Genomic DNA, 20,622 nt, shown 5'->3' on the forward strand with positions numbered 1-20,622 from the left:
CACCATGCAAGCTGGACATTCTAAAGCCAATGACACCGCCTCACCCTGGTCGCGCCGCGTTCTTACCGCCGTGGCCAGTTCCGTCCTTGCCGTTGGCTGTGCCTCGGCGAGCGCACAGGAAGCCACCTACCCTGAAGACCCCGTCGAGTTCATCGTACCCTGGGGCCCGGGTGGCGGTAGCGACATTCTGATGCGTCTGGTATCCAACCACATTGAAGATCATCTGGGCCAACCGCTGCCGGTGATCAACATGCCTGGCGTCAGTGGTACCGTCGGCCTTGCTGACCTGGCAGAACGTCCCAACGACGGATACACGGTCGGCCAGGTCCATGATGGCTTTCTGGTTTCACACCATACCGGGCTGACACCGCTCAACTGGGATGATTTCGACCCCATTGGCTCGATCACCGCCTCACCGCAGTACCTCACTGTCAATCCGGATAATGGCTGGGAGACGATGCAAGACTTCGTCGACTATGCCAGCGAGAATCCCGGCGAGATTCGTTTCGGTGTGACCCTTGGCGGTGTTCCCCATCTCCACGCCGCGATGATCGCTGAAGCCGAGGACCTCGAGTTCCGTTTCGTCGGCTTTGAAGGCACCGGCGAGCGCATCCGCGCCCTGGTAGGCGGGCACATTGATGCCGCCATGGGTGATATCGCTTCCAGTAACCAGTTTGTCGAAAACGGTGACCTGTCGTTCCTGGCGGTGGGTCACACCGAACGCATGGCCCAGACGCCCGATGTGCCGACCATGATGGAACTGGGTTACGAAGACCTTCAGCTGTCAATCCTCAGAGGGCTTATCGCGCCGAAGGGTACCCCGGAAGATCGCATCGATGTACTGGCAGCAGCGCTGGAAGCCACCTCTAACGATGAGGACTTTGTCCGCGCCGTTAACAACTCGGGGGCTGAAGTTCAGTTCATGGGGCCCGACGAGTACCGTGCCCACCTGGAGCGACTCAATGCCACGGTTGAACGCCTAGCAGGGCAGCTGCAGCAATGAGTGGTACCAACCGCAACGCCCGGTCATTGGATGACCGGGCATCTATCGACGCCAAGCGAGCCAAGGCGTGGGGGCATATCCTTTTCAATGCCATCCTTGCCCTGCTGTTCGCGTTCATGTTTGTGCGCGCAGGCGAGCTTCCCTCTTCAATGTGGGAGCCCATGGGGGCAGGGACTTTCCCAAGGATTGTGCTTGCCCTACTGGTCGCTTTTAACGTGATGATCATCGTCAAGGAACTACCCAAGCTCAGACAGACATCACCACTCTCACCGGGAGCGGTTCGCACCTGGTTGACTGAGCACCGGCTCGCCTTTGGGGTACTGGTCCTGTTCGGACTGATGACCGCAGCCGTTCCTGTTCTTGGCTTTCGCTGGGCTAGCCTTCCGTTCCTGATCGGCTGCCAATATCTGCTGGGCGCACGCAGCACCAAGGCATTGGTCATCGCGACGGTGGTTGCACTGGCGTTGTCATTTGGCCTGGACAGCCTGTTCCGCCATGTTTTCACCATTTCGCTGCCGCGCGGCATGTGGTGACGAGCACCGTTATCGGTACATCGTTACAAGGAACCTCTCATGCTAGAAGCCATCTTTTTAGGGGCTGATCAGCTCTTTACCTTCACGACCATGCTCACCATGCTGGTGGGGGTAACGGTGGGCGTCATCGCCGCCGCCATTCCAGGCTTCACCATCACCATGGCGATTGTCCTGACCTTGCCGCTGACCTTCACCATGCCTCCGCTGCAAGGCGTGGCGACCATGCTGGCCGTGTACATCGGCGGCTACACCGGCGGCATGATCAGTGCCGCATTGCTTGGCATCCCCGGCACACCCTCTGCGGTGGCCACCACCTTTGATGCCTACCCCATGTCACGCAACGGCGAACCAGGGCGAGCCTTGGCCCTGGGCATCTGGGCCTCTTTCTTCGGCACCCTGGTCAGCACCCTGGTTCTCATTGTCGCGGCACCGCCGTTGGCGCTCATTGCCGTGAAGCTGGGCGCATGGGAGTACTTCTCACTCGTCATATTTGCCCTGACCATCGTGGCGAGTCTGGTAGGGCGCTCGATGATACGAGGCCTGCTGGCCGGTCTGTTGGGCCTGCTGATTGCCACCGTCGGCGCAGACCCGCTGATGGGCGTTACCCGGTTTACCTTTGACCTGCGCGTGCTCTCGGCAGGCATTCCCTTCCTGGTCGTGCTGATCGGCATCTATGCCGTGAGTCAACTGCTGAAGGAAGTGGAAAGCCCCGACCAGGTGCAACAGGGGCGCCAACTGATTACCGGGCGGATCGAATTTCACCCCTTTGCGGCCCTGCGCGAAGTCCTGATGAACCCCATCAACCTGCTACGCTCGTCCATGGTCGGGGTATTCATCGGTGCCGTACCGGGGGCGGGGGGCAGCATCGCCAACCTGCTCGCCTATGACCAGGCCAAGCGAGGCTCCCGTCGCCCTGAAGACTTCGGCAAGGGCAGCAGCGAAGGCGTCATTGCCTCAGAGTCCGGCAACTCGGCCACCTCCGGTGGCGGCCTGATTCCCATGATCGCCCTGGGGATTCCCGGCAGTGCCGTGGATGCCGTGCTGATGGCAGCCTTGATGGTACACGGCATCGGGGTCGGTCCTCGTCTTATCATGGACCACGCCGATACGGTCTATGGCATGTTCATGGCCATGTTCGTCGCCGGTGCCATGATGCTGGTCATCTGCCTTTGCAGCATGCGTTTGTTCCTCAAGGTCACCAGCATTCCAAAATCAATCATCGTCCCGGTGGTGCTGACCTGCTGCCTGGTGGGCGCCTTTACCCTGAATAACCGCGTCACTGACATCTACCTGCTGCTGGGCATCGGCGTGGTCGGCTACATCATGACCAAGCTCGATTATCCACTGGCACCACTGGTGCTTGGGGTGATTCTGGGTCCCATCGCCGAGACCAACCTGCGCCGCGCGTTGATGACCAATGAAGACTGGACGCTGTTCTTTACACGGCCGATCTCTGCGGTGCTCCTCGGGCTCGCGGTCATTTCTATCGTGCTGGCCATTCGCTACCACTTACGAGAGAACCGCCAAAAGCCGCAAGATGCTTAGCCTCAGACGCCATCTAAAAGGCCTGAACTCCTTGTGATAAGAGTTCAGGCCTTGGGATACCGCAAGCTGTTGACCACGACGTTATTCACCTGACATTCATTTATCACCGGGAAGATATTTAGAAGCCCTTCAGGCGGCCATGGTCATCTTCTGTTTCAATGATAGACACTGAAATAGTGCTGAACTATTCCTCATCGCCAGCAGCCAACCATTCATCAATCAAGTCACGATTTTCATCGATCCAGGTCTGGGCACCTTCCACCGGGTCGCCGGTTTGCTCGATTTCGGCCATCAAGCCACCCAATGAATCGTCGTCCATGTGCCAGTCATTGAGCACAGACGTTAGCCAGGGGTCATCGTCACCGAAATCTTTACGCGACATCCAATGAATATCATCACTTTCGCCGTAAACGCCTTTAGGATCTTCCAAATATTTGAGGTCGTACTCAGCAAAAGCCCAATGCGGGCTCCACAGTGTCACGACGATCGGCTCTTCGCGCTGATAGGCATCATCAAGCGCCGCCATCATCGCCGGTCCAGAGCTGTTAATTTGATTGAATGGCAATTCGTAGACGTCTATCGCATCGTCGGTAGAGCCTGCAATTGCCGAACCTGAATCAATGCCAAGAATCGTTGGACGCCCCTGGTACTCATAAGCGTCGGCGTTTTCGCCAATCTCGGGGATGGTGTCAATGTCGACGTAGCTCGGCACCACCAGGCCCAACCCAGTGCCTTCGTACCAGACATCGTGCACGTCGATCTCATCCTTGTGGGGCTCAAGGAAAGAAGCATCAGTGGTGGGTAGCCAGATCTCCATGGAAAGATCGATATCTTCGTTGGCCAGACCACTGTAAAGCACGCTCTTGCTGACGTCGGAGAGTTCGATGTCATACCCATGCTCTTCTTCCAGAATGATCTTCCACATGTTGGCGACGGCAATGTTCTCGGCCCAGTTGTTGGTGCCGATCACCAATGACTTGTGATCGTCTGCCTGAACGCCAGTTACCGCTGCCAAAAGCCCTACCATCAAGACCGATGATGACATTTTATTCATACCAAGTTCCTTCCTTTTGTTTTAGCCATTCTAAAAAGTCAATCGTAGCAGGTTATTATCGAATGACGATCGACATTACCGAATAGCTATCATGAGAAAAAAGAATGCAGTGCCGTTTCACTAGGTGTATCCCAGCAGCCTGGAATCGAAGGGGTAATCGGACAGTAGCTCCACTTTTCCGTCGTCGCGTACGTAGAGCTGTTCTTCAAGCTTGACGCCTTCACCACCCTCTTCGTGGCCGATAAAACTCTCCACGCAAAGCGTCATTCCGGGCTCTATAATTCCGTCGTAGCCCTTGTCGTCGATATCCTCACGATGAACGATGTAGGGATACTCGCCATTCATGCCAACGCCATGCGCCAGAGCGAAGTAACGGCGCGCCTTGTAGGCTTCTGGCAGTCGCCAGGCACGCTCGGCGTATTCCTTGAAACTGATGCCGGGCCGGATGTTTTCCATATTGGTACGGATCTGTTCATACGCCATGGCGTAGAGGTCCTTCTGGGCCTGGCTTGCCTGGCCATCGCCACACAGGAAAGTGCGAGAGAAATCAGCATAATAGCCGTAGCGCCCTACCACGTCGGTATCGAGCGCCACCAGCTCGCCATCCTGAATGATTCGGTCTGAGCACTCCTGGAACCATGGGTTGGTGCGCGGTCCCGAGTTCATCAATCGCGTCTCGACAAAGTCAGCGTCGGTTTCGATGATGTGCTGATGCAGCCGTGACCAGACGGCGTTCTCGCTAACACCCGGTTGAATGGCTGTTTCAAGCTTACGAACCCCATCTTCTACCGCACGCAGCGACGAACGAACCATCTTGATCTCATTGGGTACCTTGATGGCACGCGCCAATTCCAGTGGCGCCTGTGCATCCAATACCTCGAAGCCACTCGCCTGCAGCATGAAGGCCGCTTCCGGCGTGGCGCTTTCGATGCCGATACGCTTACCGCCCCCGCATTGCCGAACAAGGTCGATGATCTCGTCCGCCCAGGCGCGTGTGACCGCCTCTGTGTTTTTCTCATTGAAGTAATAAGAAATCGCTTTCGCTGGGCGAATCTCATCCACCGTTGGCAGATGCTTGGCCAGGTGCTCGCAGCCGGAAAACTCGAACAACACCACAGGCCCCTCGGCGGGCACGAACGCATAGCGTGCCGGGTTGCGCGAGCTGTAGACCTGCATGTTGCGCGACCCTGTCGCATAACGTACGTGTGCCGGATCGAAGAGCACGACCGCGGCCATGTCGCGTTTGACGAGTTCACGTCGAACCCGGCCAAGGCGGTCAAGTAATACCTGTTCAATCTCGGCTGGCGTCGGCTCGCAATCGCTGGGCTCATGGGTCGGCGGAAGAATGCCGAGGGTATCGAGATCCATCTTCATGGTCTCTCCTCTTCATTGAAAATATAGGGAGACGTGCTTAGTCGATCAGCCCGTCAGTACGCTCGGCATAGCGGGCTTCTGCCTGGATATGCTGCTCAGCGACACGCCCGTACAGTTGGCGTGTGCGTTCCAGCTTGCCGACCACGCCGGGCTGCTGCGAATAGGCGAAAATGGCCGTCAGTCTTGGCGTATCACCTTGCACCTCTGAGACGCGGTGCAGACTGAAGCGCCCCTTGAAAAGCTGGAGGTCCCCCGGACGCAGATCCAAACGCTTGACAGGTGTTGAGTCATCCTCACGAATCACCGCGCTGACACCGGTATAGTTTTCGTCCTGCGGTGTACGAATACCCGGGCAATACTCGAAAACGCCACCCGCTTCGGGCTGCTGCGTCATCATGGTGACGATGAATTCGTTGGTGTCGTAGTGCCACGGCTGCTGAGTACCATCGGGCAATACGTTGAGCACGAGGCCAGCAAAGGGGTCGGCATACTCGTAAATCTGCTCTTCGCCAAGACAGCGGGCCACCAGCGACTTCATGGCCCTGGAAACATAGAGCCGATGAATCAGGCTATCTGCCGTGATCATGTCCCGTGTAACAAAACCACTGGTACGCGTCATGAATATCCGGCGCGGATCATCATCCGGCAGCGAGGGGTCATCAGCCGTAAAGTAGGCGTTGACCTGACGCGTGTTGAAGAAGCTCTTCTCGGCCATGCGCGAGCTCTCCTCCCGCGCCTGCTCAAGTACGCTCGGGTGCAGAAAACCTCGCAGCACCGCACAGCCCTCACGGTCAAGATCACGCCGGGCAGACTCAATGACCTCAACCAGCGCCGGACTATCAGGGTCATCGAGTGGATAGCGCTCGGTATTGACGAAGGCAGATAGATCCAGGCGCTCGGCATCCGCCAACTGATCAGCGTTCAGCATTGCATTATCCTCCAGAAGCAAACAGGAACCGGGCTTGGCACCCGGGCTTATCTGGAGGCATAGTGGATAAACCTGCTCTATTGAGGAAACAATTCCTTGTGATGGATTCCATCGACTTTACCGATAGCTCGTCCCGCACGCCGTCACTCGACAATGAGCTGCTGAGTGCTTTCGTTGCCGTGGTGGACAACAATGGCTTTACTGCTGCCGCCAACCAGCTGCATAAGACGCAGTCGACAATCAGCCTGCGCATCCGCACCCTGGAAGAACGGCTCGGCACGCGTCTATTGCAGCGTACAAGCCGCCAACTGGCACTCACTCAAGATGGGGAAACGTTCCTGGTCTACGCCCGTCGCCTGTTGCAATTGCAACGTGAAGCGTTGAGCGTGCTTGGTCACGGCGACCACGACGGCATCATTCGTTTCGGTCTACCAGAAAATTATGCCGAAGCCTGGCTACCGGCACTATTGGGCCGCTTTGCCGAACGCCATCCTCGCATTCGGCCGCATATTCATTGCCGCATGTCGAGTGAGCTCATCGAGTCATTGGAAGCGGGAGAACTGGATCTCGTGCTGACCATTCAACACAAGAGCCAACGGCATGGGGTATCAATGGGCCACGAGGAAGTGGTCTGGGCAGCGCATCGAGATTATCGTGTCGACCCCAATACGCCGCTCGCACTGGCACTCTTCCCCGACCACTGCCCTTATCGAGAACGCGCCCTGGAAGCCCTTGCTCGCCTGGGCAGGCAATGGTCGCTGGAATATACCACCCAAAGCCCCACCGGGTTGCGTGTTGCCGTCAACCAGGGCAAGGCCGTCACGGTCACTGATCGACGCGCCATGCCTGAGAACTGGCGCATCCTTGATGAAGCGGACGGGTTCCCGGCGCTGCCACCTGCCGAGCTGACGGTTCGACAATCGCCGAGTTTTCAACATCCCGCGGGGGATACGCTCGTCGACTTACTGCGGGAACAACTTCTCTCTGATAGCAGCCTCCACGACGACGCCCAGCCCTTTGACGGTCTTCCGCAAATGGACATTTAACCAAGACGGCTATAGACCGGTGGGGGGATCTTCGATCTCTTGCGCCAGCCATTGGCGGAAAAGCTTGAGGTTGGCCGACTCCACCTGGTGCGGCCGGGTTGCCAACCAGTAGGAACGATGCCCGGTAACCTCGACATCAAGCCAAGATACAAGCTCCCCTCTATCCAGCTCACGGGCAACCATGTGCCGGTCAGCGATCGTCACCCCGACGGCGTTGACGGCGGCATGAATCGCCAATTCCAACAGATCAAACGCGATACCCCCGCTGGTCTTCACGCCTTCGATACCGGCCGCTGACAACCAGTGATCCCAGGTATGAAAGCGATCCTCACCCCACAGGACATGGAGCAGCACCTGGTGATTGAGGTCGAGCGCATCACGACGCATAGACCCCCTGAGCTTGGGTGCGCAGACGGCAATATGACTTTCTTGCATCAAGTGAACTATCTCGGCATCCGACCACTCACCGGTTCCAAAACGAATCGCTGCGTCCAGGTTTTCGTCGCCCACAAGGTCGTCATCGGCGCGCGTTGTCAGGGACAGTTCCAGATCCGGATGTAATGATTTCAAACGCCCCAGCCGCGGGATCAACCATCGGTTGGCAAAGGTCGGTGGCGCATTCAGGCGCAGGTGGGGAACAGCATCAGGCTCTTGCAAGCCTCTTACGGTCCAGGCAATGCGATCAAAGGACTGACGCAACACTGGTTGCAACCGGCGCCCCGCGTCGGTCAGTCGAAGGTGACCCGAACCACGTTGGAAAAGCGACACTCCCAGTTGCTCCTCCAGCAACTTGACTTGACGGCTGACCGCGCTCTGAGTCACGCAGAGCCGCTGTGCCGCCAGGGTAAAACTCGCACACTCGGCGGCGGCCTCGAAGGCCTTGAGAGAGTTGAGTGGGGGTAACGTGCGTGACATGCGCCGAAGCCTCATTGGGTGATTTTTTCGCAGTAACTTACCCGATAATGTCAGTAAACACCTGCCCAATACCAGCCTTGCATGAGTTATAGGAATACCCGGGGTTCGCTTTCGTCGTTTGTGGGGCCACAGCTGAGCGCCTAGCATCACGACGACATGCCAACTCACCGCCGAGGTTATTAAATGACGGACCGTTCCCACGCCGACTGGCAGAAACGTGCAAGCACGCTCCCGCTACCGCAACTGGCCTATATCGACGGCCAATTCGTCCACGCTCTCAGCGGCGCCACCTTTTCTGCAGAGAACCCGGCCACCGGTCAGGTACTTACGGATGTAGCAGCTTGCGACAACGCCGACGTCGACCTCGCCGTCGCCACTGCACGCCGCAGCTTCGAGAGTGGTGAATGGCGAGACCTGCCGCCCACCGAGCGCAAATCGCGCATGCTCGCCTGGGCGGATGCCATTGAGGCACAGCTTGACGACATTGCGTTGCTCGAGACCCTGGAAACCGGCAAGCCGATCGGCCAGACCACAACCGTGGATGTGCCCGGCCTGGTCGGAGGGCTGCGCTGGTATGCCGAGTCACTCGACAAGCTTTACGGTGAGACGGCACCTAACGGCTCAACGAGCGTCTGCCTGATAGACCGTGAGCCAATGGGCGTGGTGGCCGCCGTGGTGCCATGGAACTACCCCTTGATTATCGCCAGTTGGAAGATCGGCCCGGCACTCGGCGCTGGCAACTCGGTGATCCTTAAGCCCGCCGAGCAGTCTAGCCTGGCAACGCTCAAGGTGGCCGAGCTCGCCCAGGGTGCTGGCATTCCCGCGGGCGCCTTCCAGGTGGTCACAGGGCTTGGCCACATCGCTGGCAAGGCATTGGGCCTGCATGACGGCGTCGATGCTGTCGGTTTCACCGGCTCCACTGAGGTCGGGAAGGCTTTCCTTGAGTATTCCGCGCACTCCAACATGAAGCGCATCGGTCTGGAGTGCGGCGGCAAGAGCCCACACATCGTCACGCGCGATGTGGAAGATTTGGACACCATCGCCATGTCGGTCGCCTATGGCGTCTGGTACAACCAGGGCGAGACCTGCCACGCGGGTACCCGCCTGATCGTCGATCGAACGGTCAAGGAACCCCTTCTTGCCAAACTCCGCGGTTGGGCCGAGGCACTACAGCCCGGTGACCCGCTCGACCCATCGGTACAGATGGGGGCGATGATTGAACAGGCGCATATGGAAAAGGTGCAGGGGTATCTCGAGCAGGGCCAGCGCGAAGGGGCGCAACTGCTGTTTGGCGGCGAGCAGGTACGCAGCGAGAGCGGCGGGTACTACCTGACCCCGGCAGTACTCGACGATGTCACCAACGATATGCAGGTGGCCCGCGAAGAGATTTTCGGCCCTGTTCTGGTGGTGATTACCGTGGACGACCTGGATGAGGCGCTGGCCATCGCCAATGACACCGACTATGGCCTCGGAGCGGCGATCTGGACCGACCGGCTACGCGACGGCCACCGCGCCGCCCGCGCCCTGCGTGCAGGCACCGTTTGGGTCAACTGTTACGACCACACATCGATCAATGCGCCCTTTGGTGGCTACAAGCAATCCGGCCAGGGCCGCGACAAATCGCTCCATGCCTTTGATAAATACACAGAACTCAAGACCACCTGGATCGAGATTTGAGCCCTATGCCCCTGAACCATTTTCACACCGGACGTCAGACACCGATCATCGCAGGACCTGGCAGTCTTGAGCAGCTACCCGAGCTTCGCCGCCGCCTGGGCGCCAGCCGTTACATGATCATTAGTGACCAGGGCCTTGCCGCGACCGGCCTGGTCGATGCCCTGGTCGACGACCTGACGGCTGATGCCGAGGTAGATACCTTCCTGGCACCGACGGGCGAACCCAGCGTCGCTACCGCCGATGAGGCAGCCGCGGCGGTTCGCGCCCTGCCCGGCCGCCCTCTGGTGATAGGGCTGGGCGGCGGCACCGCGTTAGACATCGCCAAGCTGGTCGCCGCACTCGCAGAAAGCCAGGGTGACATGGAAAATTACCTGCTGGCCAGGACCCCCTGGGCAGGGCGCGTACCCGCCGTAATGGTGCCAACGACCTCGGGTACCGGCTCCGAGGTCACACGCACGTCGATCCTCACCGACGTTGAGGGACGCAAGCTTTGGGCCTGGGGCGACGAACTGCTACCCGACGCGGTCCTGCTTGACCCGGTGCTAACCCGTGGTCTGCCCGCCCCGCTCACCGCCACCACCGGCCTGGATGCCTTCGTCCACGCGCTGGAGGCCACTACCGGCCAAGGGCGACACACTTTCATTGAGGCCCCAGCGCTGCAGGCCATCCGCCAGGTAGGCCAGGCGCTGCCCACGGCGGTGACCACCCCGAATGACCTGGTGGCCCGCCAACGCATGCAGGAGGCCGCTTGCCTGGCGGGCCAGGCCATTGATAATGGCGGTACCGGCATCGCCCACAACATCGGCCATGCCCTGGGTAGCTGTTTTCATTTACCCCACGGTGTTGCCGTAACGCTGGCCCTGGAAGCGTCACTGGCGTGGTCGGTGGCAGACAATGAGGCATGTTTTGCGCCAGCGGCCCATGCCCTGAAAGCCGGGAGCAAGGCACAAGAGCTACCCAGGCTATTCCGCGAACTTGCTGATCAGACCCGCTTCAACCAGGCCCTTGCCCCCTTCGCCACGCTGACACTAGACACTGAGACGCTCGCCTTGACCATGCAAAAAGAGGAAAACGCGCCCATGGCCCGCAACGCGGCCCGCCGCCCAACGGGCGAGGACTGGCAATGGCTCGCTGACGCCACTGTGACTGTGTTCGATCGCCGTGTTGCCGAGCTTGCCACCCAGAACCGGGAGATCAGCGCATGAACGTGATCGAGCGCATCGAGATCAGCCAGCACCAGTGCGAGCTCGACCCACCCTTCCCGGCAGCCTGGGATAGCCAACCCAGGCACAAGTTTCCGGCTGCCATCGTTCGCGTGATCGACAGCGAAGGCCGTGAAGGCATCGGCTCGGGCGATGCCATGTATGGCTTCGACGACTTCCGGTCGCTATTCATTGGGCAAGACCCGTTAGCCATCGAACGCCACAGTACCGTGATAGACAACATCGGCTTTCATGCCGGGCGTTGCTGGCCACTGGAAGTCGCTCTATGGGACTTGATCGGCAAGATCAAGGCACAACCGTTATGGCAATTGTTGGGCGGCACCTCGTCGCGCCTGAAGGCGTACGCCTCCAGCGGTACTCATCGCCCTACGGAGCAGGTCGTTGCCCTCGCCGAGCAGATTCGCGACGCGGGCATCCCCGCCATGAAACTACGCTTTGGCCGTCACCGTCTCGACGATGATCTAGCGGTGCTCGCGGCGGTACGTAATGCCGTGGGAAAAGAGCTGGACCTGATGGTCGACTGCAACCAGGGTTGGCGGATGCCCTGGGATACCCAAGCCCCCTGGGACCTGGCCAAGGCAAGCGAGGTGGCTGAGGAGTTAATTCACCATCATGTGCTTTGGATGGAGGAGCCGCTCTATCGCGGCGATTATCCTGGGATGCGCGCCCTCAACGACCTGACCGGCGAACGGCTTAAAATCGCCGGTGGCGAGATGACCCGCGAACCCTACGAATTCCGCGAAATGCTGCGCCAGCAGTGTCTTGACGTCTACCAACCGGACGCCGTCTGCTCAATCGGGCTTCTCGGCTTATCCAGACTGGCGAAAGAGGTCACCACAGCAGGCAAGTGGTTCACCCCGCACACCTGGGGGAACGGCATCGGCCTTGCCGCCAATCTGCATCTCACCGCCGGAGCGGTTGGCCCGGCTGGCTGCCCTTATCTGGAGTACCCCTTCGACCCACCGGAATGGACACCCAAGGTTCGCGACTTTCCGCTGACCACCGCTATCAAGCCCGATGCCCAAGGCTGGCTGACACTCTCTGACGAACCTGGCCTCGGCATCACACTTGATGAAGCACGCCTCGCGGCCACTCGTGCGGACCAGGCAACTTGGCAATAGCGGCTGTCAATAAAGGCTTTTTGCGGCAATACGCGCCAAGCTCTGTTTCTGGTATTGCGGAGGTTTCAATGGCCACGGCGAGCTTGGCGTCAGACGAGTACTCGTTAGACAATAGTCGAAATTACTAGGTGGCCATTTGACAGGATGTCATTCGTTAATTATTAGTTATGCAAACGTTTTAAATTTTGCGGGAAGAAATACTTCTTTCATGTAGAAAAATAATATCTGTATCTATGCAAACGTTTGCAAAGATGGCGGTGCTGTTTGGAGACGCACATGACCGAAAGAATAAATATAAGTAATCTGTCCAAGCGTTATGGAGCCACTGTCGCCCTGAGCGGAGTCGATATGGGCATTTGGCCTGGCGAGGTGCATGCCGTCCTTGGTGAAAATGGTGCGGGCAAGTCCACTCTGGTTAAGATTTTATCGGGGGTCGTTAGCTCAAATGCCGGGAGCATATCGCTTGATGAAGAAATCATCCGGCCAAGCTCGATCATAGAGGCGAGACGCTGGGGAATTGCAACTGCATTCCAAGAGCTTAGCTTAATCCCCAACATGACTGTTGCTGAAAATCTTCTTTTGCCCCGGGCATCTTCGGGTCGCTTTTGGCCAGAATCCAAGGCTAGTATTTTCGAACGCGCCAATGAGGTGTTAATCGAATGGGAAATCGATGACATTTCCTCCCAGTCGATTGTTGCTGACCTGACCCTAGCCCAGCGACAGCGTATTGAACTCGTTCGTGCGCTCAGCCATGCGCATTGCCTATTAATTCTCGATGAGCCTACCGCCGCACTGCCTGATACCAGCTGGCTATTTCGTCAAATACGTCACGTCACGTCGCAAGGCGTGAGTGTTCTGTACATTTCCCACCGTCTCAATGAAGTAAGAGAAATATGTCAAAGGGCGACTATCCTGCGCAATGGCGCGACGATGGGAACAGTTGATCTGGAAGGTGTCGATGACGAAGACATTTTTTCAATGATGGTAGGACATGAATCGAGCCACAAGAACAAAGCGTCCCAGGAGAACGCTACCAACAAAGAGGTATTGCTCGAAACAGATCAACTAGCATCGAAAATGCTGAAAGGGATCAACCTTAAACTTCATGCTGGAGAGATACTCGGTGTTGCCGGGTTGGAAGGTCAGGGCCAGCAGGAACTCTTTCGTATATTTGGCGGATTGCATAAACCGAAATCAGGAGAAATAAAGGTCGGTAATAAGGTCACCTCGCTAAACTCACCTCGACAAGCCCTCCGGGTTAACCCTGGAATCGCTTTCGTGCCCGAAGAGCGGAAGACTGAAGGTATATTTCCCAGCTTAAGTGCAGCAGCGAATATTTCCATACCCAATTTTGCTACAACAGGTTGGGCGAAAATCGTCAATGGCCGTCTCGAACGTCATCTGGCCGCAGAGGCTGCAAGCCAGGTAGGCCTTTCAACACGCTATCTCGATTTCGAAGTTGGCAACCTCTCTGGGGGCAATCAACAGAAGGTATTATTGGCTCGTGCCCTTATGACAGGCGCTAAGATTCTGGTGCTATTTGATCCAACCAGAGGGGTGGATGTCGGCACCAAGCAATCCATCTACGCAATGATGCGCCATTTCGTGGATCAAGGGGGCGCTATTATTTTCTATTCTTCCGAGCTCTCCGAACTGGTGCAGCTCAGTTCGCGTTGCCTGGTTGTTTATGACGGCCTCATAACAGATGACGTTGCAGCAAATGAAATTTCCGAGGAACGGTTACTGGCTTCTGCACACGGCCCAGTAAATGCCAGGAAGGAAAGCATTCAGGAGGCCGTGTGAACCTTCAAACAATGCCAAAAAAAACACAGGGGCTACAGCATGACCATTAAGAAAATGGCCGATAGCGGCCTAATGATCATGGTGATTTATTTAATTATTTTTGCCATATACGCTGCCGTACAGCCTTCTGCACTCTCGGCTTATTCAATTCAAGGGTTGTTCAACAACTCCTTACCATTGATGTTAGCGGCTGCAGGCGCCACCTTTGTCATATTACAGGGAGGCTTCGACCTTTCTGTTGCCGGTACTATTTCGCTAGTGAATTCTATTGTAGCGGTATTGCAGTTCGATGGTGCTATCGGCGCTGTCGGCATTTTAGGGATCGCGCTGACTGTTGGCATATTAGTGGGTGCCATCAACGGATTTGTCGTGGCTTATTTGAAGATCCAGGCTATTGCGGCAACTCTAGCGACCATGATCATTTGCCAAGGTATAGCGCTGCTAATTCTTAGAGCACCAGGTGGCTATGTATCAGACTTCATGGCCTATGAACTTACTGGCAGTGTCTTGGAAGTTCCCGTCTCCATCATCGTCGCCTTTCTGGTGGCAATGCTGTGGTTTGTGTTCCGCAGGACTAATGCAGGTCGTAACCTGCTGGCTATTGGTCAAGATGCCAAAGCGTCTGAGCTTTCGGGTATTGATGTAGCGAGAACGAAGTTCTTCTCTTTCATATGGGCCGGCGCTTTTTATGCATTAGCGGCTTACTTCCTGGCGGCCCAGACATCAACGGGCAGCCCTTCGGCTGGAGAGCCCTTCCTATTGCTTACTTTTGCAGCCGTCGCTTTAGGGGGAACAGCCTTTGGCGGTGGTCGAGGTGGTGTTACAGCCTCACTCTTGGGCGCTGCGACCCTCGTGCTGATGCAGAAGTTTCTTTTCTCTATTGGCGTGTCCTCTTTTTACACCGGAATGGTTCAAGGCCTGATCATGATCTTGGCAGTTCTATTCTCAGGCGCTGTCCAGTTCGTCGTCGACAAGAGGAATATCACATGAATCCTTTCTATAGCGTAACCGACAAACAGGACACGCGTCAGGCTCAACGGCTCAATAGCACAACCATTGCGGTACTGACTATATACGGCTTGGTTGTACTCATGATCTTTGGTTCGCGTCTCGTTAGCCCATCGCTTGGTGGTATATCCCAGCTGATGAACGTCCTGTACCTCAGCAGCTTTCTGGTCATATGTGCCTTTGGCCAGGGGCTGGTGATATTGGTTCGTGGTTTGGACCTTTCTGTCGCATCGATGATTACTCTAGGTGGAGTACTGTCAACCACATTTATGCAGGGAACTAATGAGGGTCTCTACTTTATAATCCCTGGAATTCTGCTCATTAGTGCCTTGGTGGGTGTGATTAGCGGGCTTGGGGTAACGCACCTATCCATTCCTCCTTTTATCATGACCATGGCGATGGGATTGATTGTATATAGCGTGTGCCTGGGTTTCACCGAAGGTACTCCACGAGGATTTCCGGCGCCCATGCTAAATGCTTTCATGCAAAATAAAGTACTCGGTGTGGCATTACCGATACTACTCATGCTGGTATTTATTCTTATTTTCACCATCCTACAGTCCTATTCTGCGTTTGGCCGAAAATTGAATGCCGTGGGTAATAATCCTGATGCTGCTAATATCGCAGGCATTGCAGTAAAAAGAATGACCATCTCTGCGTATGCCATCTCAGCGGCCTGCAGTGCACTCGCCGGAGTGCTTCTGGCTGCATATGCCAACGGAGCAACCCTAAGAATGGGTGATGATTATTTACTACCATCTATTGCTGCCGTTGTTGTGGGTGGATCTTCCATACTCGGTGGCCGCGGCAGTTTTCTCGGGACAGTCGGTGGAGCATTATTGCTTACCACATTGAGCTCAATGCTTAGTGCATTGGGAGTTGGTCAAGGATGGAAAACAATTCTCGAAGGCATCGTCATTTTAGTCGCGTTAATAATGTTGCGTGAGCAAATATTTACTGGACTTCAGTCGATGCTTAAAAAACCCAATTAATGCCATGAGGCAGGAGGTTTTATAGACTTAAAAAATATCATAAAAAATGCAAACGTTTTAAATTTAATACAAAGCTCTAGCTATAATCTCAAGACAACTGACCCGGGGGTCAACATGTCATTAATTACAAAGAAAAAGCACATCACGCTAGCTACTGCTCTAGGCGTCTCCATGCTAGCCGCAGGAATGCAGCCCGCTGAAGCCAAGACCGAAGACGGGAAATGGTTGATTTACCTTTCCCTCAGCTACTCAGGTAACTCCTGGCAAAGTGAAGCGGCTAATATTGTCAAGGCACTCGCCAAGACCCCACCGTACGACGAGACCGTGGAACTCGTTGAGGTCATTTCTGGCACAGATCCACAATCGCAGATCTCCGACTACGAGAGCATGATCGCTAACGGGGCAGACGGCATCGTCAGCTTTCCCATATCCTCCAACGCACTGAATAGAACAGTTAGGCATGGCTGTGAACAAGGCGTGCTGTTCTTTATGTATGACGCGACAGTCACTGAACAGTGCGCCTATAACGTTAGCTATATCACCTCCGGATTTGGCGAGAATACGGCTCAGGCGTTGGTCAACGAACTGGGGGGTGAAGGAAAGATCTTCCTATCACGAGGAGTTCCGGGCAACTCGGTCGATGAGCGCCATACCAATGGGGCCATGCATATCTTCAATCAATACCCCGGAATTGAGATCGCTGCCGAGTACTACAGTAACTGGGATGACCGAACTACGCAGCAAGAAACCTCCAAAGCACTTGCAGCGCACCCAGATGTTGACGGCATCTGGGCACAGGCAGGTGAATACGGGGCCATTCAAGCGCTTCTACAGGCAGACGAGAACCGCCTGGTCCCCATGACGGGCGAAAATTCTAACGGCTTCCGCCTGGCGCTGGCCAATGAAGAATACCAGGCAAAAGGTCTCTCTGGCGTATCCGCCGGTTCCCCTCCTGCCCAATCCGGCCTTGCTTTTAAGCTGATGATGGAGATGCTGGAAGGCGAGCGTGATGAGCTTCCGGAAGATCAGCGAAATATACAATACCCACTCCCATGGGTTACAGCTGATGACGTCAAGCTTTGTGAAGGGGATACCTTCGAGGACGGCTGTAACACTTTCCCTGGAGACAAAGTCCCAAGCTCTTTCGTGACCGAAGTTTTCAATCCTGAACTGCTTCCTGAACTGTCACTGGCTTCAGCGCTAGAGGGAACACCCACTCCTGGCGCGACCATCCAGCCGCTACCAGCAGGTGTGATTGAAAACGCGCCTAATGAACCCGGCATCAACTGCCGAAACTGTGATGCTCCTGAGAACCTCTATGAATTAACCACTGTGGAACCAACTGTTTCACCTTAAGGCTATAAGCCATTGTCGCTTAGGCGACAATGGCTCTTAATCTAATTAAAACTGATAGACACATTTAAACTTTTGAGAGATAAACAATATGCCTATCGAATACTTAAAGCATGGTAAGGCTGAATCTGAAATTAGTGAGGACGACACAAAGATCCGCACAATTGTTGAGTCGACACTAAGTGAAATTGAATCACGCGGAGACGAAGCAGTGCGTGAGTTATCAGAAAAATTCGATAACTACACGCCACCCAGTTTCAAACTTACCCAAGATGAAATTAATAACTTGATCGATGAGTTATCACCTCAGGAACTGTCTGACATCAAGTTTGCCCAGGCGCAAGTCAAGCAATTTGCCCAGGCACAACGGGATACGATGCTCGACCTCGAAGTTGAGCCTTTACCAGGCGTTATTCTTGGCCACAAAAATATTCCGGTTCAGTCTGTAGGTTGTTACGTACCTGGAGGCAAGTTCCCCATGGTGGCCAGTGCGCATATGTCTGTGGCTACAGCATCTGTCGCCGGGGTACCCCGCATAGTCGCCTGTACGCCCCCATTTAAAGGCCGCCCTAATGCTGCGGTCATAGCCGCTATGCATTTTGGGGGCGCGCACGAAATTTATGTATTAGGTGGTATCCAGGCAGTCGGTGCCATGGCCCTCGGTACTGAAACATTGTCGCCGGTACACATGTTGGTAGGGCCAGGTAATGCCTTCGTGGCCGAAGCAAAGCGCCAGCTATTCGGTCGTGTAGGAATTGATCTGTTTGCCGGGCCGACTGAAACCATGGTAATCGCCGATGAAACCGTAGATGCCGAACTTTGTGCCACGGACCTCCTTGGGCAAGCAGAGCATGGGTATAACAGCCCAGCCGTTCTTGTGACCAACTCCCGTCAGTTGGCCGAGGCAACGTTGCTTGAAGTCGAACGGATTCTAAGCATTTTGCCCACCGCTGAAACAGCAGCAAAAAGCTGGGAAGATTACGGGGCAGTCGTCCTTTGTGATACGTACGAAGAAATGCTTGAAGTGGCCAACGATATAGCAAGTGAACACGTTCAGGTCATGACGGATAGAGATGACTGGTTCCTGGAGAACATGACCGCTTATGGCGCTCTGTTTCTTGGCGCTCGCACCAACGTCGCCAATGGTGACAAGGTTATCGGTACCAATCATACCCTGCCAACAAAGAAAGCAGGACGCTACACGGGAGGACTCTGGGTCGGCAAATTCCTCAAGACGCATAGTTACCAAAAGATTCTCACCGACGAAGCGGCCACTATGGTGGGTGAATACGGCTCCCGGCTTTGTATGCTGGAAGGTTTCGTGGGCCATGCAGAACAGTGCAATATTCGTGTGCGCCGTTATGGTGGCGTTGACGTGCCTTATGGCACCGCTGCCCCCGTTGTACACAAGTAACATCAACAGAACCTAAGGAAACGAGACATGGTAGACGCCGAACAAAAGAGCATTAAGCAATCCGATATCAGCCGTATTACGGTTAAAGATATCGCAGTTGAGGCAGGCGTCTCCGTCTCTACCGTTTCCCGAGCGCTTGCCAATGACCCTGTAATCGCGAAGGAAACCAGAGAGCGCGTCATGAGGAAAGCAAAGGAAATGGGCTATCGACCCAATTTCTTCGCTCGAGGCTTAATTCGTCAGCGCAGTGGTGTTGTGGCTCTGTTCGTAAACAATATTACCAACCCTTTCTACCCCGAGGTGCTCGTTAAGCTTTCACGTCGTTTGCAAAAGATGAAACTGCATACAATGATTTTCACTTCAGACGATGGAGTAGAAGATTCGGTACCTGCATTGCAGGAAATCAACCCGGATGTAGCAATCCTGCTTGCTGCCACTATGAAAGCAGATTATCTACAAGAATTTAATGACAGCAACACACCGGTCATCCTCTTCAATCGCTATGTTGCAGGAGCCAGCGCAAGTGCTATCTGCTGTGACAACACCGCCGGTGGCAGGCTGGTTGCCGAGCGTCTTGCCCAGTCCGGTTACCGGCATCTGGCTTTCATTGAGGGGCTGGCAACGGCAAGCACGAATGTGGACCGCTTAGCAGGTTATCTGGAGGGCATTGCTGCCTCTGGCCTACCTGATCCTGTTATCTATTCCGGGGGTGACTTCTCCTATGAAAACGGCTATGCCGGGATGCGGCAGCTTTATGCCAGGGATCAACGCATTGACGCAGTTTTCTGCGCCAACGATATCATTGCTGTCGGGGCCAGTGATTGTATCAGGCGTGAACTGGGACTCAGGGTCCCAGAGGACATTGCGATCGTAGGATTCGATGATATTGCGTTAGCGTCATGGCCTTCGCACGACTTAACCACTGTTCGTCAACCGATGGACGACATGATCGATTGTGTCATAACCGAAATACTGCGCTTTCAACAAAACCGTTCTGCGACGCCAAAGCAATACTTTATGCCGGGAGAGCTGATCATTCGTGGCTCGGCAAATCTAGCTGATGGGAGGGTTAATGAATAATACCAATATACATGCAGCGCAGTGTGATATCTGGGAAATCCAGGATAGTACCGACTCTTTAAATACGGTACCGCCGCCAGGTTATTCCCCCGAAACAGCGCATTACCTCACTGGCATAAGACCTGTCTATGACTCGCTAGGGCGCGTGATGGCGCAACTATCGGGAATCTTTCTATTGTACTTGTCGAGCCAGCAGCGAGAGTTGCCGTTGGATCACAGCATGTTCAATTTGGCAAAGAAGCAGCTTGACGACTGCGCAGAGCAACTACGCGCTATTCAGGTCCCTCATAAAGCGGTGCGTCACCACGGGGCGCTTTATGAGATGTGCCAACACCTCCAACAAGTCAGCAAAAGTATCGACCGCATCGGCACTCATCAACGCAACATATTCGACGATATAGACACCCGTCATGTAATGCGTCAATTAAACAAATCACAACAATGCTTTATCGCCACATCAGAACCTGGTGCAAACCTTAGTCCGGTTGATTTTAGCCACGCTTGCTGTAGCTGTGGCGTATCAAAGGGTGCTTAGCCCTGCCAAAACTCTATA

18 protein-coding genes are annotated in these 20,622 nt (G+C 55.3%); 14 read left to right on the forward strand and 4 right to left on the reverse strand.

What is annotated here, in order from left to right:
- The first annotated feature begins 4 nt into the window (after positions 1-4).
- Genes BMX75_RS05240 through BMX75_RS05250 form a run of 3 tightly spaced genes read left to right on the forward strand, consistent with a single transcriptional unit; the run spans position 5 to position 3,081 of the window.
- Entirely contained in the window at positions 5-1,003 is a 999-nt protein-coding gene (locus tag BMX75_RS05240; RefSeq protein ID WP_092825850.1) for a Bug family tripartite tricarboxylate transporter substrate binding protein, read from the forward strand.
- Complete coding sequence (locus tag BMX75_RS05245; RefSeq protein WP_092825852.1) at positions 1,000-1,536, forward strand: tripartite tricarboxylate transporter TctB family protein; 537 nt, start codon at positions 1,000-1,002, stop codon at positions 1,534-1,536. The genes BMX75_RS05240 and BMX75_RS05245 overlap by 4 nt, the downstream gene beginning before the upstream one ends.
- 39 nt (positions 1,537-1,575) lie before the next feature.
- Positions 1,576-3,081, forward strand: coding sequence for a tripartite tricarboxylate transporter permease (locus tag BMX75_RS05250; protein WP_092825854.1), 1,506 nt, complete (start codon positions 1,576-1,578; stop codon positions 3,079-3,081).
- A gap of 184 nt (positions 3,082-3,265) precedes the next feature.
- Here the strand turns inward: BMX75_RS05250 and BMX75_RS05255 are convergent, their stop codons facing one another.
- The 3 genes from BMX75_RS05255 to BMX75_RS05265 form a co-directional block, all read right to left on the reverse strand.
- Positions 3,266-4,135: a glycine betaine ABC transporter substrate-binding protein gene (locus tag BMX75_RS05255; RefSeq protein ID WP_092825856.1), complete on the reverse strand. Its 870-nt coding sequence runs from the start codon at positions 4,133-4,135 to the stop codon at positions 3,266-3,268.
- Between the two features lie 120 nt (positions 4,136-4,255).
- Positions 4,256-5,509: a M24 family metallopeptidase gene (locus tag BMX75_RS05260; protein ID WP_092825858.1), complete on the reverse strand. Its 1,254-nt coding sequence runs from the start codon at positions 5,507-5,509 to the stop codon at positions 4,256-4,258.
- 37 nt (positions 5,510-5,546) lie between these two features.
- On the reverse strand, positions 5,547-6,437 hold the full coding sequence (locus BMX75_RS05265; RefSeq protein WP_092825860.1) for a HalD/BesD family halogenase: 891 nt from the start codon (positions 6,435-6,437) through the stop codon (positions 5,547-5,549).
- 101 nt (positions 6,438-6,538) lie between these two features.
- On the opposite strand from BMX75_RS05265, the gene BMX75_RS05270 reads away from it, so the two are divergent.
- A complete protein-coding gene (locus tag BMX75_RS05270; RefSeq protein WP_092825862.1) occupies positions 6,539-7,483 on the forward strand; it encodes a LysR substrate-binding domain-containing protein in 945 nt (314 codons plus the stop codon).
- A gap of 9 nt (positions 7,484-7,492) precedes the next feature.
- Here BMX75_RS05270 and BMX75_RS05275 read toward each other — a convergent pair whose 3' ends face one another.
- Complete coding sequence (locus tag BMX75_RS05275; RefSeq protein ID WP_092825864.1) at positions 7,493-8,398, reverse strand: LysR substrate-binding domain-containing protein; 906 nt, start codon at positions 8,396-8,398, stop codon at positions 7,493-7,495.
- Positions 8,399-8,581: 183 nt separating this feature from the next.
- On the opposite strand from BMX75_RS05275, the gene BMX75_RS05280 reads away from it, so the two are divergent.
- From BMX75_RS05280 to BMX75_RS17945, 10 genes are all read left to right on the forward strand, one after another.
- Complete coding sequence (locus tag BMX75_RS05280; protein WP_092825866.1) at positions 8,582-10,075, forward strand: aldehyde dehydrogenase; 1,494 nt, start codon at positions 8,582-8,584, stop codon at positions 10,073-10,075.
- A 5-nt stretch (positions 10,076-10,080) separates the two neighbouring features.
- On the forward strand, positions 10,081-11,280 hold the full coding sequence (locus tag BMX75_RS05285) for an iron-containing alcohol dehydrogenase (protein WP_092825868.1): 1,200 nt from the start codon (positions 10,081-10,083) through the stop codon (positions 11,278-11,280).
- Entirely contained in the window at positions 11,277-12,419 is a 1,143-nt protein-coding gene (locus BMX75_RS05290) for a mandelate racemase/muconate lactonizing enzyme family protein (RefSeq protein WP_092825870.1), read from the forward strand. Before BMX75_RS05285 ends, BMX75_RS05290 begins: the two co-directional genes overlap by 4 nt.
- 276 nt (positions 12,420-12,695) lie before the next feature.
- Complete coding sequence (locus BMX75_RS05295) at positions 12,696-14,222, forward strand: sugar ABC transporter ATP-binding protein (RefSeq protein WP_092825872.1); 1,527 nt, start codon at positions 12,696-12,698, stop codon at positions 14,220-14,222.
- A gap of 39 nt (positions 14,223-14,261) precedes the next feature.
- Positions 14,262-15,212, forward strand: a complete 951-nt coding sequence (locus tag BMX75_RS05300) for an ABC transporter permease (protein WP_092825874.1) — start codon at positions 14,262-14,264, stop codon at positions 15,210-15,212.
- The gene (locus BMX75_RS05305) at positions 15,209-16,222 is read left to right on the forward strand and encodes an ABC transporter permease (protein ID WP_092825876.1); all 1,014 of its coding nucleotides are present in this window, start codon (positions 15,209-15,211) and stop codon (positions 16,220-16,222) included. Before BMX75_RS05300 ends, BMX75_RS05305 begins: the two co-directional genes overlap by 4 nt.
- Before the next feature lie 114 nt (positions 16,223-16,336).
- Positions 16,337-17,578 carry a sugar ABC transporter substrate-binding protein gene (locus BMX75_RS05310; protein WP_092825878.1) on the forward strand — a complete coding sequence of 414 codons (1,242 nt, stop codon included), beginning with the start codon at positions 16,337-16,339 and terminating at the stop codon, positions 17,576-17,578.
- Positions 17,579-17,666: 88 nt separating this feature from the next.
- Positions 17,667-18,989 carry a histidinol dehydrogenase gene (gene hisD / locus BMX75_RS05315; RefSeq protein ID WP_092825880.1) on the forward strand — a complete coding sequence of 441 codons (1,323 nt, stop codon included), beginning with the start codon at positions 17,667-17,669 and terminating at the stop codon, positions 18,987-18,989.
- Between the two features lie 27 nt (positions 18,990-19,016).
- On the forward strand, positions 19,017-20,069 hold the full coding sequence (locus BMX75_RS05320; RefSeq protein WP_092825882.1) for a LacI family DNA-binding transcriptional regulator: 1,053 nt from the start codon (positions 19,017-19,019) through the stop codon (positions 20,067-20,069).
- Positions 20,062-20,604: a hypothetical protein gene (locus BMX75_RS17945; protein WP_139197148.1), complete on the forward strand. Its 543-nt coding sequence runs from the start codon at positions 20,062-20,064 to the stop codon at positions 20,602-20,604. Before BMX75_RS05320 ends, BMX75_RS17945 begins: the two co-directional genes overlap by 8 nt.
- Positions 20,605-20,622 lie beyond the last annotated feature (18 nt).

It is taken from the genome of Vreelandella subterranea (assembly GCF_900111305.1).
Classification (GTDB): Bacteria; Pseudomonadota; Gammaproteobacteria; order Pseudomonadales; family Halomonadaceae; genus Vreelandella; species Vreelandella subterranea.